This is a genomic window from Zobellella sp. DQSA1 (genome assembly GCF_041950555.1).
Lineage (GTDB): Bacteria > Pseudomonadota > Gammaproteobacteria > Enterobacterales > Aeromonadaceae > Oceanimonas.
Window position 1 is genome coordinate 3,634,887 of record NZ_CP169531.1, and the last position, 15,461, is coordinate 3,650,347.

12 protein-coding genes are annotated in these 15,461 nt (G+C 60.1%); 8 read left to right on the top strand and 4 right to left on the bottom strand.

Annotation, left to right across the window (positions count from 1 at the left end; all coding sequences use genetic code 11):
• Positions 1–14 precede the first annotated feature (14 nt).
• From ACEVBK_RS17335 to ACEVBK_RS17350, 4 genes are read right to left on the bottom strand one after another with little or no spacing between them, the layout of a single operon-like run.
• The gene (locus ACEVBK_RS17335) at positions 15–701 is read right to left on the bottom strand and encodes a response regulator (protein ID WP_375056148.1); all 687 of its coding nucleotides are present in this window, start codon (positions 699–701) and stop codon (positions 15–17) included.
• Positions 698–2,005: a DUF4118 domain-containing protein gene (locus ACEVBK_RS17340; RefSeq protein WP_375056149.1), complete on the bottom strand. Its 1,308-nt coding sequence runs from the start codon at positions 2,003–2,005 to the stop codon at positions 698–700. Before ACEVBK_RS17340 ends, ACEVBK_RS17335 begins: the two co-directional genes overlap by 4 nt.
• Positions 1,992–3,314: a TrkH family potassium uptake protein gene (locus ACEVBK_RS17345; RefSeq protein ID WP_375056150.1), complete on the bottom strand. Its 1,323-nt coding sequence runs from the start codon at positions 3,312–3,314 to the stop codon at positions 1,992–1,994. The genes ACEVBK_RS17340 and ACEVBK_RS17345 overlap by 14 nt, the downstream gene beginning before the upstream one ends.
• Complete coding sequence (locus ACEVBK_RS17350) at positions 3,293–3,949, bottom strand: potassium channel family protein (protein WP_375056151.1); 657 nt, start codon at positions 3,947–3,949, stop codon at positions 3,293–3,295. The genes ACEVBK_RS17345 and ACEVBK_RS17350 overlap by 22 nt, the downstream gene beginning before the upstream one ends.
• A 172-nt stretch (positions 3,950–4,121) precedes the next feature.
• Here ACEVBK_RS17350 and ACEVBK_RS17355 point away from each other — a divergent pair, with 172 nt between their 5' ends.
• The 8 genes from ACEVBK_RS17355 (at position 4,122) to ACEVBK_RS17390 (ending at position 15,461) form a co-directional block, all read left to right on the top strand.
• Positions 4,122–6,068 (top strand): bifunctional 2',3'-cyclic-nucleotide 2'-phosphodiesterase/3'-nucleotidase, encoded by a 1,947-nt coding sequence (locus ACEVBK_RS17355; protein ID WP_375056152.1) that lies wholly within the window; start codon positions 4,122–4,124, stop codon positions 6,066–6,068.
• A 779-nt stretch (positions 6,069–6,847) separates the two neighbouring features.
• Positions 6,848–7,072 (top strand): DUF2188 domain-containing protein, encoded by a 225-nt coding sequence (locus ACEVBK_RS17360; protein ID WP_375056153.1) that lies wholly within the window; start codon positions 6,848–6,850, stop codon positions 7,070–7,072.
• Positions 7,073–7,078: 6 nt separating this feature from the next.
• Positions 7,079–8,083, top strand: a complete 1,005-nt coding sequence (locus tag ACEVBK_RS17365) for a CBASS cGAMP-activated phospholipase (protein ID WP_375056154.1) — start codon at positions 7,079–7,081, stop codon at positions 8,081–8,083.
• On the top strand, positions 8,077–9,216 hold the full coding sequence (locus ACEVBK_RS17370) for a CBASS cGAMP synthase (protein WP_375056155.1): 1,140 nt from the start codon (positions 8,077–8,079) through the stop codon (positions 9,214–9,216). The genes ACEVBK_RS17365 and ACEVBK_RS17370 overlap by 7 nt, the downstream gene beginning before the upstream one ends.
• A complete protein-coding gene (locus ACEVBK_RS17375) occupies positions 9,213–10,844 on the top strand; it encodes a ThiF family adenylyltransferase (RefSeq protein ID WP_375056156.1) in 1,632 nt (543 codons plus the stop codon). Before ACEVBK_RS17370 ends, ACEVBK_RS17375 begins: the two co-directional genes overlap by 4 nt.
• Positions 10,832–11,308, top strand: a complete 477-nt coding sequence (locus ACEVBK_RS17380) for a Mov34/MPN/PAD-1 family protein (protein ID WP_375056157.1) — start codon at positions 10,832–10,834, stop codon at positions 11,306–11,308. The genes ACEVBK_RS17375 and ACEVBK_RS17380 overlap by 13 nt, the downstream gene beginning before the upstream one ends.
• Positions 11,309–11,439: 131 nt before the next feature.
• On the top strand, positions 11,440–14,730 hold the full coding sequence (locus tag ACEVBK_RS17385; protein ID WP_375056158.1) for a helicase-related protein: 3,291 nt from the start codon (positions 11,440–11,442) through the stop codon (positions 14,728–14,730).
• Complete coding sequence (locus ACEVBK_RS17390) at positions 14,730–15,461, top strand: DUF4391 domain-containing protein (RefSeq protein WP_375056159.1); 732 nt, start codon at positions 14,730–14,732, stop codon at positions 15,459–15,461. The genes ACEVBK_RS17385 and ACEVBK_RS17390 overlap by 1 nt, the downstream gene beginning before the upstream one ends.

Below are 15,461 nucleotides of genomic sequence, written 5' to 3' on the forward strand. Positions count from 1 at the left end.
CGTTCGCCACGAGCTTAAGGCACCACCAGTCGGTAGCCGATGCCCGGCTCGGTAAGCAGGATGCGGGGATGGGCGGGCTGGGCTTCCAGCTTCTGGCGCAGCTGGGACATGTGCACCCGCACGTATTCGTGGTGCTCCACATGGGCGGGGCCCCAGACCGCGCTCAGGATCTGGCGGTGGGTCACCACCTTCTCGGCATGGCGCAGCAGGAACAGCAGCAGCTTGTATTCGGTGGGGGTCAGGTGCAGGGGCTCGCCTCGGCGACAAACCCGCCGTGCCGCCGGATCGACCCTGATGTCCCCCAGTTGCAGCGGCAGTTCGGCGTCCCGCCCGGGGCGGCGCAAGGCCACCCGGATCCGCGCCAGCAGCTCCTGGGCGCCGAAGGGCTTGGTCAGGTAGTCGTCGGCACCGGCATCCAGCGCCTCCACCTTTTCCGTTTCCCGCTCCCGGGCCGAGATCACGATCACCGGCATGTCGGACCAGGAACGCAGCTCGCGCAGCAGCGCCACTCCGTCCATGTCGCCCAAACCCAGGTCCAGCAACACCAGCTCAGGGGGGCGGGCACTCAGGCAACGCAGCCCCTCGGCGCCGCCGGCCGCCGCTTCCACCCCGTAGCCATGGCTGCGCAGCAGGGTTTGCAGGAAACGGGCCATGGAGGCGTCGTCTTCGATGATCAGGATATGAGGCTGGTTGGCCGTCATGTTTCTTTTCTCCAGGCCGGCCACACCAGGCGGGCCATTGTTGTACGTCCGTCATCACTCTCAGTCAGGTAGAAGGCGCCCTGGTGCAGGTCCGCCACCGCCCGGCAGATGGGCACCCCCAGGCCGGCGCCGCCGTCCCGCTGCGGCCGGGGCGCCCGCTCGCAGCAGCCGTTGCTCAGGGTAAAGGCGTAGAGCTCGCCATGCCAGTGCCCTTCCAGCCGGAAGGGCGCCTGGCCGTGGCGCACCGCATTCTCCAGCATGTTGGCCAGGGCGATCTCCAGCAGGGTGGCGTCGCCCTGCACCGGAGTGCCGTCGTCGATGGCGAAGTCAAAGCGCACCGTATCGAACAGGCTGCCGCGCCGACGCAGGGCGGCGCTGACCACCTCCTCCGGCATCAGCACCTGCAGGCTCGGCTGCTCCTGGCGCTGCACCCGGTTGAGTTCCATCACCTTGTCGAAATGGCTGCTCAGCACCCGGCTCTGCTGGTAGATGGCTTCGGCAATTTCCCGGTATTCCGCTTCGCCCAGGCGCAGCTGGGGATCCGCCAGCATGCTGGCGTTGCCCATGATGCTGGCCAGCGGCGTGCGCAGGTCGTGGGACAGGGAGCGCAGCAGGGCGTTGCGGCCACTGGCCAGTTCCGCCTCCAGCCGCGCTTCCTGCTCGGCCCCGGCCAGACGGGCCCGGGTCAGGGACTGGCCCAGCAGGGAAGCCGCCACCCTCAACAGGGTGCGGTTGGCCTTGTAGGGTTCGGCAGGACAGCAGAGATATGCCACCAGCCGATGTCGGTCCCGCACCGGCAGTGCCTCGCCTCCTGCCGGCGGCTCGGGGCTGATGGTAACCGGGCTGCCCAGCCGGCGCCCCAGCAACTGGGTCACGAAGTCGTACATGGCCTCGGGCCGGACGTGCCCGGGCAGGCCGCGGGCCAGCAGGAACATGCCCCTGAGCTGGCGCAACAACTGCCGCACCCGTTCCAGCCGGCCGCGCAGCTGGCCGCTGAGCCGGCTGATCAGCAGGCCCACCGCCAGCATCACCCCGAAGGTGAGCAGGTAGTCCAGGTTGTGCACGTGCAGGGTGTAGTAGGGTTCGACGAAGAGCACATCGAACAGCAGCACGCTCAGCACCGTAGCCAGGCTGGCGCGACGGCTGCCCTGACGCACCGCTATCACCGCCACCACCAACAACAGCGCCATGGCGATGTCGGTGGTGGTGAGCCAGCCCCGCAACGGCAGCAACAGCATCGCCGCCAGCAAGGGGCCGCCCAGGCTCGGCAGCCAGGGCGGCAAGTGTGGATTATCCCAGGGCAATACGGCCTCCCGCGTAGCGCAGCGGACGCTCCGGGTTGCCCGCCAGGGCGGTAAACAGATACACCGGGCTCAGCTTGCCAATCATCATGACCGCCATGATGAGCACTTTGCCTCCCGGACTCAACTCCCCGGTCATGCCCGTCGACAGCCCCACAGTGCCCAAGGCCGAGATCAGTTCGAAGATCATCACAAAGGGATCCGCGTCGGGCATCAGGTAGAAGGCCAGCAGCGTCACCAGCAGCAGCAGGATCAGGGTGATCACCAGGATGCCGGCGGCCCGCAGCATAAATTCCACCCCCAGCATGCGCCCCAGCATACGGGTTTCGGTGCGGCCCTGCAGGGCCGCCACCACCCCGGTGATCAGCAGCACGAAGGTGGTGATGCGGATGCCGCCGGCGGTGGAGCCGGGGCCGGCGCCGATCACCATGTTGAGCATCATCCAGCTCTGCCCGGCCGGGCTCATCTCGGCGATGTCCAGGCTGTTGAAGCCGGCGGTACGGGTGGTGGCGTTCTGGAAGAAAGCGTGCAGCAGGCGATCTTGCCAGCCCAACCCGGACAGGCTGTGCTCCTGCTCGAACAGCAGCAGCAGCAGGGTGCCCACCACCAGCAGGGTCAGGGTGGCCCAGAGCACCAGCCGGGTATGCACGCTGCGGCAGCGGCGCAGCACCAGCAGTTCGAACATGACGGCGAAGCCCAGGCCCCCGATGATAAAGCCCGCCGCGTGAGCCAGCACCATCCAGCCCGCCGATACCGACATCAGGGAGTCGCCAAACAGGGCGAAGCCGGCGTTGTTGAAGGCCGACACCGCGTGGAACAGGCTGGTGCCCAGCCCCTGTGGCCAGCCCAGCAGCGGCACCCAGTGCAGGGCAAACAGCGCCGTCAGCACCGACTCCACCCCCAGGCTGAACAGCAAGGAGAAGCGGAGCACGTCCGACAGCCGCAGATCCGGCCCCACCTGCCAGAAGGAGCTGAGCATGGCCTGGTTGCGCAGGCCCACGCTGGCATTGAACGACAGCATGGCCGCCGCCCCCAGGGTCATGTAGCCCAGGCCGCCGAGCTGGATCAGCAGGCCGATGATGGTCTGGCCCAGGGCCGAATAGTCGGTGCCGGTATCCACCACCACCAGGCCGGTGACGGTGACCGCCGACACGGCGGTGAACAGGGTGTCGAGCCAGCCCACCGGCGTGACCTGGGCCGCGGGCAACAGCAGCAGCAGGCTGCCGGCCAGGGCCAGCGCCAGGTAGCCCTGCAACAGCAGCAGTGCCGGCGAGCCCAGCCGTTTGTGGGTCAGGACAAGGTGCGCAGACATGCTTCCAGTTGCTCCTCGCCGGCCAGTAACAACAGTTTATCGCCCGGCTGCAGCCGGCCCGCCTGGGCCAGTTGCTCGGGCTGATAGTCCTTGTAGCGGGACAGGGACAGCAGCTTCACCTGGTGCCGCCCGAGCAGGGACATGATGTTGCGCTCGATATGGGCCGAGGTGACTTCGATTTCGGCCACCACCTGGCCGGTGGTCAGCACCTGACGGGTACACAGCTCCGGGTGGCCCAGCCAGGCCGCCACCATCTCGCCCATGGCCTGCTCCGGGTTGATGGCCCGGCTCACGCCCATTTTCTGGGCCAGCTTCTGGTGGTAGCTGTCACGGGTCTTACACCAGATCGCCTCCACCCCCGCTTCCTTCAGGTTGAGGATGGTGATCAGGCTGCTCTGCAGATCGGTGCCGATGGCCACCACCACCGCGAAAAACTGCCGCCAGTCGATGCTGGCGGTCACTTTGGGGTCGGTGCCGTCGGCGATAATCGCCTCGGCCACGTCATCGGCGATGGCGTGCACCCGCCCCTGATCCGAGTCCATCGCCATCACCTCCAGGCCGGCGCCCCGCGCCGCCCGGCAGAAGGCCGTGCCGAACCGGCCCAGGCCGATCACCGCAATACGTTTTTTTGCCATGGTTTGAAGTCTCCGTAAAGCCATGAGCCAAGCCTACGAAAATACGCATAAGAAGGGTGTTTAGATTAACGGGGCGGATATAAAGAAGTTGTAAAGGTGAAATTAGCTTCATATGGAATCATAATGACAAACCGGTTCCACCATAACGACAATCACAGCACGGAGACAATCGATGCCATCAAGAACCCTGGCCCTGCTGCTGGGCGGCCTGCTGGGCTGGCAGGCGAACGCGGCCGAGATAGAACTCAGGATCATCGAAACCACCGACATCCATACCAATATCATGGACTTCGATTACTTCAAGGATGCCCCTTCGGCACAGCTCGGCCTGGTGCGGGCAGCCACGCTTATCCACCAGGCCCGGCAGGAGGCCGGCAACCACCTGCTGGTGGACAACGGCGACCTGATCCAGGGCAGTCCCATGGGGGATTACATGGCCAGCAAGGGGCTGGCCCCGGGCGAGATACACCCCGCCTACAAGGCCATGAACCTGCTCGGTTACGAAGTGGGCAATATCGGCAACCACGAGTTCAACTTCGGCCTGGATTTCCTCCAAAGCGCCATCGCCGGCGCCGGTTTTCCCTATATCAGCGCCAACGTGCTGGATGCAGGGAGCGGCGAGCCGCTCTTTCGCCCCTATCTCATCAAGGAATACGAATTCGGCGACACGGCCGGCGCCAGGCACCGCCTCAAGGTCGGTTATATCGGTTTCGTGCCGCCCCAGATCATGACTTGGGACCGGCGGCACCTGGAAGGCCGGGTCAAGGCCGAAGACATTACCGCCACCGCCCGCCGCCTGGTACCGAAAATGAAGGAGGAAGGCGCCGACCTGATCATCGCCATCCCCCATTCGGGCCTGTCCACCGAGCCTTACCGGGCGCTGGCGGAAAACTCGGTCTACTACCTGTCCCAGGTACCGGGCATCGACGCCATTGCCTTTGGCCACTCCCATGCGGTGTTCCCCGGCCCGGACTTTGCCGGACTGCCCGGAGTCGACGTGGAACAAGGCACCATCAACGGCGTGCCGGCGGTCATGCCCGGCCGCTGGGGCAGCCATATCGGCATTATGGACCTGCGCCTGGAGCAGGACGATAACGGCTGGCGGATCGCCAGCGCCCGCAGCCACGCCCGCCCCGTCTACCACGCCCGGGAACAACGGCCCCTGGCCGAGGCGGATCCCGCCCTGATCCAGGCCGTGGCCGACGATCACCAGGCCACCCGCGACTTCGTCGGCCAGCCCATCGGCCGCGCCAGCGCTCCCATGTACAGCTACCTCGCCCTGGTGCAGGACGATCCCACCGTGCAGTTGGTCAACATGGCCCAGCGGGATTACGTGCAACGGATGATCCAGGGGGATCCGGATCTGGAAGGCTTGCCGGTGCTCTCCGCCGCCGCCCCCTTCAAGGCCGGCGGCCGCAAGGACGGTCCGGGGGAATACACCGAGGTGGAAGCGGGAGAGCTGAGCTACCGCCATGCCGCGGACCTCTACCTTTATCCCAACACCCTGGTCGCCCTCAGGGTCAAGGGGCGGGAGCTGAAGGAATGGCTGGAATGCTCGGCGGGCATGTTCAACCGGATAGATCCGTATTCGAGCCAGCTGCAGCCCCTGCTCAACTGGGAAGGCTTTCGTACCTACAATTTCGACGTGATAGACGGTGTCGAATACCAGATAGACGTGACGCAGCCGGCCCGCTACAACGGCGATTGCGAGCTTGTCAATCCGGCGGCGGAACGCATTACCCGGCTACGCTTCGAAGGGCAGCCGCTGGATCCGGAACAGGACTTCCTGATCGCCACCAACAACTACCGGGCCTACGGCGGCAAGTTCGCCGGCACCGGAGAAAACCATGTGGCCTTCGCCTCCCCCGACGAGAACCGGACCGTGCTGGCCGATTACATCAGTCGCGTCAGCCGGGAGCAGGGAGAAGTGGTTCCCAGCACGGATCACAACTGGCGCCTGGCCCCCGTTGCCGGGACCACCCCGCTGCAGGTGGTGTTTGAAACCTCCCCCGGCGAAAAGGCCGCGGACTTTATCCACCGGCACGGCCGCCATGCCATGGAGTTTGTCGGCCTCGACGACGTCGGCTTCGGTCTCTACCGACTCGATCTCGGCCGCTGATCCAACAACTGCGGCGGGGCATCCCCGCCGTCAGCCTGCTGACAAGTGGTGTCCCGCGACTTGCCGGTGGCAATGAGCACGGTTCCCGAAGCAGTGGTAGACACGGCTTCAGCCGTGTGACGAACGGCGCCGGTTTTATATCATCGGTGGTGTCCCGCGGCTGAAACCGCGGCGACGGGGTGCCGAAGGCATCGGCTACGCCGGGTTAACCCTTAACGCCGACGATCAAAAACAGCCGGACGTGTCCACAGTGATAAAGAAGATCGCCCACAGGCCGGCTGAGGGGAACTGCGCTTTCAGCGTGAGACACAAGATGATCAATTTGGCGGAGGTGTAATTACATTGGGCGTGGCAGCAGGGATTGGAGTAGTCACGCCCGACGTCTCCATCAATACCCCGTATGTGCCGGAATTCCTGGACATCAAGGATGAGTATTCGAAGTTCGACCTGGAGCAGGCTTGATTCGGTACTTGGAAGATTTCCTGCTCGCACTCAGTGACGGTCTTGTTTGCAATATCCGTCCTGTAGGAAGAACTGCTACGCGGTTCCAACCAGCACCAGTTGCATTCAATGACACCCCCCAGGTATTTGCCGCAAAGAGCTGACTCTGATACATTTTTGCCCAGACAGACAACAGATACAGGTTTACACTTGCTCTGGGTTGGACTGTCTTGACCTTCCTACTATTTGAATGAGCAACAATTTTGCTACAGCGGCCATCCGATGACAAAACGGCCGGCTGGCCGAAGTTCCGACGATTCAACTCTAGGAGATCCACTATGGCAGGCAAAAATCAGCATGTTGTTCCTCACCAATACGGTTGGGCCGTCAAAGACGCTGGCAATCAGCGAGCAACCTCTGTGCATGACACGCAGCAACAAGCAATAGATGCTGCGCGGGATATTGCACGTAACCAGAAGTCCGAGCTCATCATCCATCGCCCGGATGGCCGTATCCGTGACAAGGATAGCCATGGCAACGACCCCTTTCCCCCGAGAAGCTAAGGAGCCATGGCTGACATTCCTACCTACCATGTGCTCGCCCTGTCGGGTGGAGGCTATCGCGGCCTGTACACCGCCACGGTTCTCGCCGAGCTCGAAACCGTGCTGGGCCGTCCTATAGCTTCGCACTTTGATCTGATTTGCGGCACATCGGCAGGAGGGATGCTGGCTTTGGGGCTGGCTGCGGAGATTCCGGCCTACGAACTCAAGGCACTGTTTGAAGAACAGGGCAGCCGCATCTTTGGTTCCCGCAGCCTTCCACGGAGACTTCTGGGATTCTGGTTGACAGCAAAGCATGACTCGGCGGGCTTGCGAGAAGTACTGACCGAGCGCTTCCAAGAGACCACTATAGGCGACCTAAAGCATCGTGTTCTTGTGCCGGCAGTCAACTACTCAACTGGTCTCGGGCAGTTCTTCAAGACACCGCACCATCCATCCTTTGAGCTGGATCACCGTATGAAGGTCGTTGATGTGGCGTTGGCAACTGCCGCCGCGCCGGTCTATTTTCCACTTGCGCGTAATGACCGTGGGGTCTTCGCGGATGGAGGACTAGTGGGCAATGCCCCGGGCCTGTTCGGGTTACACGAAGTCAAGACCTTCTTGACGTCGGATCAGGAGAATGCACGGGTTCGGATCCTCGCCATTGGAACGATGACCATCGGTGCAACCGTCCGCGGCGGCGCCAGTCTCGACCGTGGGTTTGGGAAGTGGCGCGGAGGACTTTTTGACCTAGTGATCTCCGCACAGGAATCGTCGGTAGACTACATGCTGCAACAGTCGTTGGGTGATAACTACTTCCAGATCGACGACAAGGCGACACCGGATCAAAGCAAGGACGTGAAGGCGCTGGATAGGGTTTCCATCGGCGCCACGAATACACTCAAGGATCGTGGAAGCCACGCGGCTCAGCGTGCGCTCGGCAACCCACTTTTCAAACCATTTCGAGAGCACCAGGCTGGCCCCCCCATCTTCTATCACGGTCCCAACAAAAATGTTTCGGAGGACGCATGCTGAACTTGAGCCCACTTTTCTTCACCACCCTTGATGACGAATCCTGCTTGCACGACGATCTGGAGCTGACTTCTGAGCAGCGCGCCTTAATTGCCAACGCACGTACAGATGTCAGAGACTGCCTGCGCACAGGTATTCCACGCGTATTAAGGGCAAATGGATACACGGAAGGTGTCCCCCAACCCCGTTTCTTCACGCAAGGGTCATGGGCATACAAAACACTAAATTCTCCAGCAAAACCCCCTCAACAAGCGGATGTCGATGATGGCTGCTATCTGCCAATGAGTTTCGTTTCACAGACGAAGCGTCCCAGCACTGCAGCGACGGTATTCTTTGCCGCTGCGGAAGAAGCATTAAGGCCGCTGGTAGAAGAAAACCGGTGGAGGATTGTCACCGATAAGCCAACGTGCATCCGCATCGTCATTGCTACATTCGCCCATATCGATATTCCTCTATATGCCATCCCAGACGAAGAGTTTGCGATTCTAAAGGCGTCGATGGATCAGCATGGCTACGATTCGCTATCGGAAGCGGTAAATATGGCGGAGCAGGATACCTGGACGGCGCTCCCCGCTGACAAGGTACTCTTGGCTCATCGTGAATGCGACTGGATGCCTTCCGACCCCAGGCGCGTGAAGGAATGGTTCTTGGCAGAAGTGACAGCCAAGGGGGAGCAGTTCCGGCGTGTGGTTCGCTACCTGAAAGCCTTCCGCGATTGGAAGTGGTCCAACGGCGGGCCTACTTCGATTCTGTTGATGGCGGCCGCGGCCCCGCTCTTTGAGAAACGTGACCGACGTGACGACCTCGCCCTGTTGGATGTCGTTACAGCACTGCCAGCACGGTTACGTGGAGGAGTGAACAACCCCGTGGAAGAGTCCGAATCACTCACAGAGCGACTTGGCCAAGCGGGTGTCGAAGACGCGGCCAAGGCATTCGAAGAATTCGAGAAGGTGCTTCGCGGAGCCACCGACGCCAGCAGTCCTTCACAGGCCTGCATCTGGATGCGAGGCGAATTCGGCCCGCGCTTTCCGAACGAGCCGGATCGAGTCAAAGTGGTGTCCGTTGCCGCCACCATTGCTGCGGCTCCCGCCACCGCCGGTCCGAGTGAACTTATCGGGCGAACGAAAGCTGGATGAACAGTGCCATAGCAGTCGCAGACGTGATCGAGGCCTTCAAGCAGCGCGGCTTCAAGTTTGTCGGCAAGACGGATGACGGCTGGTTCAGGCTGCACGGGCAGTTGACCCCACCCCAAGCGGACAAGGGCTGTCCATGCGAAGTTCAGTTCGACCCTGCGTTCTTCGACTTGCCTCGCATCCGGCTGCTGGAAATTCCTCCCGAGCTACCCGCTGCGGTTCCTCATCTTGGTGCAGGTGGTGGCCTTTGCTATCTAGCCAAAGGCACGGTCGTTCTGGACATCTACGATCCTGTTGGACAGTCGCTGGCATGCTTGCAACGCGCCGCCGTCGTGCTCGGGCAGATCTTGAAGGGGGAGATGATTGAAGATCTTACGGAAGAGTTTTTCGCCTATTGGGATGGATGGCTTTGCTTTGTGGACATACAGGGCGAAGACCTGGGGCGACAGAACTGCATCGTCGCGCAGACCAATAGGAATTCTTTGTGGTTCATCACCGACAACGAAGATCGAACAACGAAGAAGCTGGAGTCGCTCGGCTACCAAGTCACCGATCAAACGGTGCTGACTTACCGGCTCAAGACCAGCGCTCAACCTCGCCCGCTGACCAGCCGTTGGCCTCCCGAAACAGTTGCGGATATCTTGGCATGGCAAAGCACCCTTGACCCTCGGTGCCGGCGCAAGATTCACGAGCGCATCAAGGAAGGAGAAAGGAAGAGGGCTAACGGCGTTCTGATCGTTATCGAGTCTCCATTGATGACGTATGGCTTTGCGGTTCTCTATGATCGCCAACGCCAAGTCCAAAAGGGCAAGCTCTCAGATCGCAGGGATTCGAGCTTTGGATTAAAGGCGGCGCCCGTCTCAGTGGTCAGAATCGACGATCGGTACCTTGCCCAGCGGAATATACCTAAGTCAAAGACGCTTGCAGGTAAGAACTTGGCCGTTGTTGGATGCGGCACGATCGGCGGATATTTGTCGGATATGCTGGTCAAGGCTGGGGCGGGGACATGTGGCGGAAAGCTCACTTTGGTGGATTGCGATTACCTTCTTCCACAGAACATCGGACGGCATCGCCTGGGATTTCCGGACTTGCTGTCGAACAAAGCCGAGGCCATGGCGAAAGAGCTCAAGCGCTTGGCGCCAGTTGCCGATATTCGCGCCCTCCCTGTGGATGTAAGGCAAGCTCAGTTGGGAAAGCTGGATTTGCTCATAGACGCCACTGGAGAGGAATCGCTCGGACATTGGCTGTGCGGCAACTATCCGGCTCCGATGCCCATGCTCTCGGTCTGGATCGAGGGACCGGGAACGGCTGTCCGCACGCTCCTGAGAATGAACACATCTGGTGCATGCTACCGATGTCTTTGGCATAGAAACAGAAGAAGCGAACTCCGCTCCATTGTTGCTCCTCTTCCTGCTATCTTAGCCGGGCACGGGTGTGAAGGCTTGTACGTACCGTTTCCCGCTTCGGTGTCGGTGCACGCTGCCAGTCTTGGTGCTGAGATGGCTCTTGACTGGGTCAACGGAATCTATTCCCCTGCTTTGCGAACCAGACTGCTCGACCGCACCCAGCAACTTGCCACCCCCGATTGTGATCCCCTTAAGGATCGGGAGTGCCCCCTATGCAGTTCATGAGTTCCTGGGCTACCGACAATAGGAGGACACTGCTCCATTTCTCGGACTCAACGCTGGAGACATTCTGTCAGCATATCCAGACCCATGATGTCGACTGCGAAGCTGGTGGGCTTCTGCTCGGTTCCGTTCATGGAACCCACATGCTCATTGAGCAAGCGACAGTTCCCACGGCATGGGACAAACGGTTTCGCTACTTGTTCGAGCGAATGCCGCTTGGTCACGAAGCTATCGCCCAGTCTCGATGGACAGCAAGTCAGGGAACCATCCGTTATTTGGGCGAATGGCACACCCACCCGGAAGACTATCCTCATCCTTCTAGCCTCGATAGATCGGAATGGAGCCGTTTATCAAAAAAGCGTCGGGACAAACGCCCAACGCTTGCTGTCATCGTCGGACGAAAATCCCTGTATGTCGAATTGGTGCCAAGTTCAGGATGTGGTTCGGTGTGCACACCTGTGGAATAGCGACCTATCAAACTAATTCCTTATAAATGAAATATGCCGCCATTGTGCCTGTTTTTGCTATAGAAAGTTGGCTACGATAACTCATTGACCTAAAAGCGTAATACGCCGGATACAGGCAGGATGGACAAGCCATGAACATCATCGACAACATCAACCAGCTTCTGGGCGATGAGCTGAAGAATTCACTTGCGCCCGGATCCAGACTGAAAATGGCGGCATCCTGCTTTTCCATCTACGCCTATGAAGCACTCAAAAAAGAGCTGTCGGCCATCGACTCGCTGCAGTTTGTGTTCACCTCCCCTACCTTTGTGGCCGACAACGTCACCGACAAGCTGAGAAAAGAGCAGCGGGAGTTCTTCATCCCCAAGGCCGGGCGGGAAAAAAGCCTGTATGGCACCGACTTTGAAATCCACCTCAAGAACAAGCTGACCCAAAAGGCCATTGCCCGGGAATGCGCCGCCTGGATACGACGCAAAGCCACCTTCAGATCGAACAGCACCCATGCCCCCATGCAGCCCTTCGCCGTGGTTTCCGGGGGCTCCGAGAGCACGCTGTTTGCTCCCATCAACGGCTTTACCGCTGTGGATCTGGGTTACCAGCAAGGTAACGCGGTTTCCAACTTTGTTCACAAAATGGAACAGCCCGAGTTCACCGCCCGGTACCTGACGCTGTTCGATCAAATCTGGAGCGACCCGGACAAACTGCAGGACGTGACCGACACCATCTGCCAGCACATTGAGTCGGTATACAAGGAAAATTCGCCCGAAAAAATCTACTTCATCATGCTGTTCAACATCTTCAGGGAGTTTTTGGACGATATTAATGAAGACGTGTTGCCCAACGACAGAACCGGCTATCAGGACACCCTAATCTGGAACAAGCTGTTCAACTACCAGAAAGATGCCGCCACCGGCATCATCAACAAGCTGGAAAGCTACAACGGCTGCATACTGGCCGACAGCGTAGGGCTGGGCAAAACCTTCACCGCCCTGGCGGTAATGAAATACTACGAGTTGCGCAACAAGTCGGTGCTGCTGCTGTGCCCCAAGAAACTGGCCGACAACTGGCTGAACTATAACCGTAATCTCACAACCAACCTCTTCGCCAAAGACAGGTTCAACTACGATGTGCTCTGCCACACCGATCTCAGCCGCACCAGTGGCGAGTCTTTCGGCACCTCGCTCAATCGTATCAACTGGGGCAACTACGACTTGGTGGTAATCGACGAATCCCACAACTTTCGCAACAACGACGCGGTAAAGGACCGGGAAACCCGCTACCAGAAGCTGATGAACAAGGTCATCCGCGACGGGGTCAAAACCAAGGTGCTGATGCTCTCCGCCACGCCGGTCAACAACCGTTTCACCGACTTGCGCAACCAGCTGGCACTGGCCTACGAAGGCGATTCCAGCCAGTTGACCAAACACCTGAAAACCACCAAAAGCGTCGAACAAATCTTCAACCAGGCCCAGGCCGTGTTTAACAACTGGTCAAAGCTCGAACCCGAACAAAGAACCGCCAAGGCCATACTGGATGCGCTGGATTTCGACTTTTTTGAACTGCTCGACAGCGTCACCATCGCCCGCTCGCGCAAGCACATTCAGAGCTTTTACGACACCACCGACATTGGCCATTTTCCCGAGCGGCTCAAGCCGTTGTCCTACCATTGCCCGCTCACCACCCGTGACGACGTGCTCGGCTTTAACCAGATTTTCGAGCAACTCAGGCAACTCAAGCTGTCCATCTACGCGCCGGTCAGCTATATACTGCCCAGCCGGCTGAAAAAATACGAAGAGATGTACGACACCCAGGTAGAGAGTGGCGGCGGTAAGCTGAAGCAGGTCGACCGGGAAAAAAGCCTGGTGGCGCTGATGACCACCAACCTGCTCAAACGGCTGGAAAGCTCGGTAGAGGCCTTTCGCCGTACCCTGCAATCCTTGCACGACAACCACCAGCGGCTGCTCGGCGTTATCGACGAATTCTACCGGCGGAACGGCGTTACCGAAGTCAGCAGCCTGGTGGAAGCGCTGGATGCCATAGAAGCGGATGAAGACGAGCTGCCTTCCTATCACGACATGGAAATTGGCAACAAAATCAAAATCAAGCTCACCGACATGGATCTCACCTCCTGGCAGCAGGATATGCAGGGCGACCAGGAACTGATAACGGGCCTGCTCGCCGCCATGCAAAAGGTAACGCCCGCCGAAGATGCCAAGCTGCAGCAGCTCAAAGGTCATCTGGCGCAGAAAATAGCCAACCCCATCAACCCGGGCAACCGCAAGGTCATTATCTTTACCGCCTTTGCCGATACCGCCAGCTACCTCTATGACCAGCTGGCACCAGAGCTGCGCAACAGCCACGGCATTCACGCCGCCATGGTCACCGGCGGCACCGGCCTGCCCAAAACCACCCTCAAAACCCGCCGCAAGGGCTACGACATTCAGGAAGTGCTGACCCTGTTCTCGCCCCAGTCCAAGGCAAAGGCCAGCGTGTTGCCCGACGAGCCGGCCGAAATAGACCTGCTGATTGCCACCGACTGTATCTCCGAAGGGCAAAACCTGCAGGACTGCGACTATCTCATCAACTACGACATCCACTGGAACCCGGTGCGCATAGTGCAGCGGTTTGGCCGGGTGGATCGCATCGGCTCCCCTAACCAGTGCATTCAGCTGGTGAACTACTGGCCCGATATTTCCCTGGATGAATACATCAACCTCAAGGAGCGGGTTGAAAGCCGCATGACCATAGTGGACGTCACCGCCACCGGCGACGACAACGTGCTCAGCAGCCAGGCCAACGACGTGGCCTACCGCCGCGAACAGCTCAAGCGCCTGCAGGAAGAAGTGATTGAGCTGGAAGATCTGAAAACCGGCGTGTCCATTACCGATCTGGGCCTGAACGAATTTCGCATGGACTTGCTCGCCATGGTCAAGCACTACGGGGAGCCCCTCAACCAACCCAGCGGCATGCACGCCCTGGTGCCGGCCAATCCGGCGCTGGGGCTGGAGCCCGGCGTGATCTTTGCGCTACGCAACCTCAACAACAGCGTGAATCTCGACCAGCAAAACCGGCTGCACCCCTATTACCTGGTGTACGTTAACGAGCAGGGCCATACCCTGGCCAGCCATATCGACGTAAAGCGTCTGCTCGATCTGCTGCGCACCTGCTGCAAGGGCCGGCAGGAGCCCATCGATGTCCTGTGCCGGCCCTTTAACGAAACAACGCAAGACGGCCAAAACATGGCGCATTATTCCGAGCTGCTCAGTCAGGCCATTGGCAGCATGATGGAAGTGAAGGAAGAAAAAGACATCGACAGCCTGTTTGGCGGTGGCAGCACCTCTGCGCTGGTCAACCGCATTCAGGGCCTGGACGACTTCGAGCTGCTGGCCTTTATCGTGGTGCAGGCTCAGGAGGCCGCCTGATGACCCAAGCTCTGTCGTCTTGTGGCTGGCTGTTTCCGCCACAAACGCGCTTTGACAAGGTGATCCCCAAAAGCAAGTTCTATCAACAGGCAGCCATCGGTGGCGCGCTGCAGGTCCGCTTTGTGGAAGAGCTGGAGCAGATCATCTGGGCCTGCAAACTGGCGCCCGACACGGTAAACTTGCCCGCGACCGAGGCGGTAACGGAAATCCAGGTGTTTACCCTTAAGCTTAAAGGGGAGACCTTGTCCGAAGAGGTGGTGGCCGCCATTGACAAGGCCATTCCCTTCCCCATTATTTTTGCGCTGCAGCGCACTCTGGGGGAAGACCGGCAGCAACTGCGCTATCTGGCGGCCTACAAGCGCAAAAGCGCTGCCGATGCCGCCAGTTGGGTGCGTTCGGAATACCTGGACTCGGGCTGGATACCGGCCACCGCACCCCGCAGCGCCCTGCCCGCCGCCATTAACATGGAGCGGCTTTACCAGGCCCTGCTGGCCAGCCTGCTGCCCATCACCACCTGGGCCGGTGAGAGCATGGACGAGGCCATGGCCCGGCTGGGCCGCCTGCGCAAGCTGAACAAGCAGATAGCCGCGCTGCGTAAAAAAATCGGCACCGAAAAACAATTCAAGCGCAAGGTCGAGCTTCACCGAGAGCTCAAGGCCCTGCAACAAGAACAGAGCACCCTGAGCCAGACCGAGAGGCCAGCCGCCCCCTCTGGCCAGAACCATCGTTGA

Bases quoted from the DNA above. Each gene is read 5' to 3' on its own strand.
- ACEVBK_RS17350 (WP_375056151.1), bottom strand. From the start codon at position 3,949: ATGGCAAAAAAACGTATTGCGGTGATCGGCCTGGGCCGGTTCGGCACG.
- ACEVBK_RS17345 (WP_375056150.1), bottom strand. From the start codon at position 3,314: ATGTCTGCGCACCTTGTCCTGACCCACAAACGGCTGGGCTCGCCGGCA.
- ACEVBK_RS17390 (WP_375056159.1), top strand. From the start codon at position 14,730: ATGACCCAAGCTCTGTCGTCTTGTGGCTGGCTGTTTCCGCCACAAACG.
- ACEVBK_RS17385 (WP_375056158.1), top strand. From the start codon at position 11,440: ATGAACATCATCGACAACATCAACCAGCTTCTGGGCGATGAGCTGAAG.
- ACEVBK_RS17375 (WP_375056156.1), top strand. From the start codon at position 9,213: ATGAACAGTGCCATAGCAGTCGCAGACGTGATCGAGGCCTTCAAGCAG.
- ACEVBK_RS17355 (WP_375056152.1), top strand. From the start codon at position 4,122: ATGCCATCAAGAACCCTGGCCCTGCTGCTGGGCGGCCTGCTGGGCTGG.
- ACEVBK_RS17370 (WP_375056155.1), top strand. From the start codon at position 8,077: ATGCTGAACTTGAGCCCACTTTTCTTCACCACCCTTGATGACGAATCC.
- ACEVBK_RS17365 (WP_375056154.1), top strand. From the start codon at position 7,079: ATGGCTGACATTCCTACCTACCATGTGCTCGCCCTGTCGGGTGGAGGC.
- ACEVBK_RS17335 (WP_375056148.1), bottom strand. From the start codon at position 701: ATGACGGCCAACCAGCCTCATATCCTGATCATCGAAGACGACGCCTCC.
- ACEVBK_RS17360 (WP_375056153.1), top strand. From the start codon at position 6,848: ATGGCAGGCAAAAATCAGCATGTTGTTCCTCACCAATACGGTTGGGCC.
- ACEVBK_RS17380 (WP_375056157.1), top strand. From the start codon at position 10,832: ATGCAGTTCATGAGTTCCTGGGCTACCGACAATAGGAGGACACTGCTC.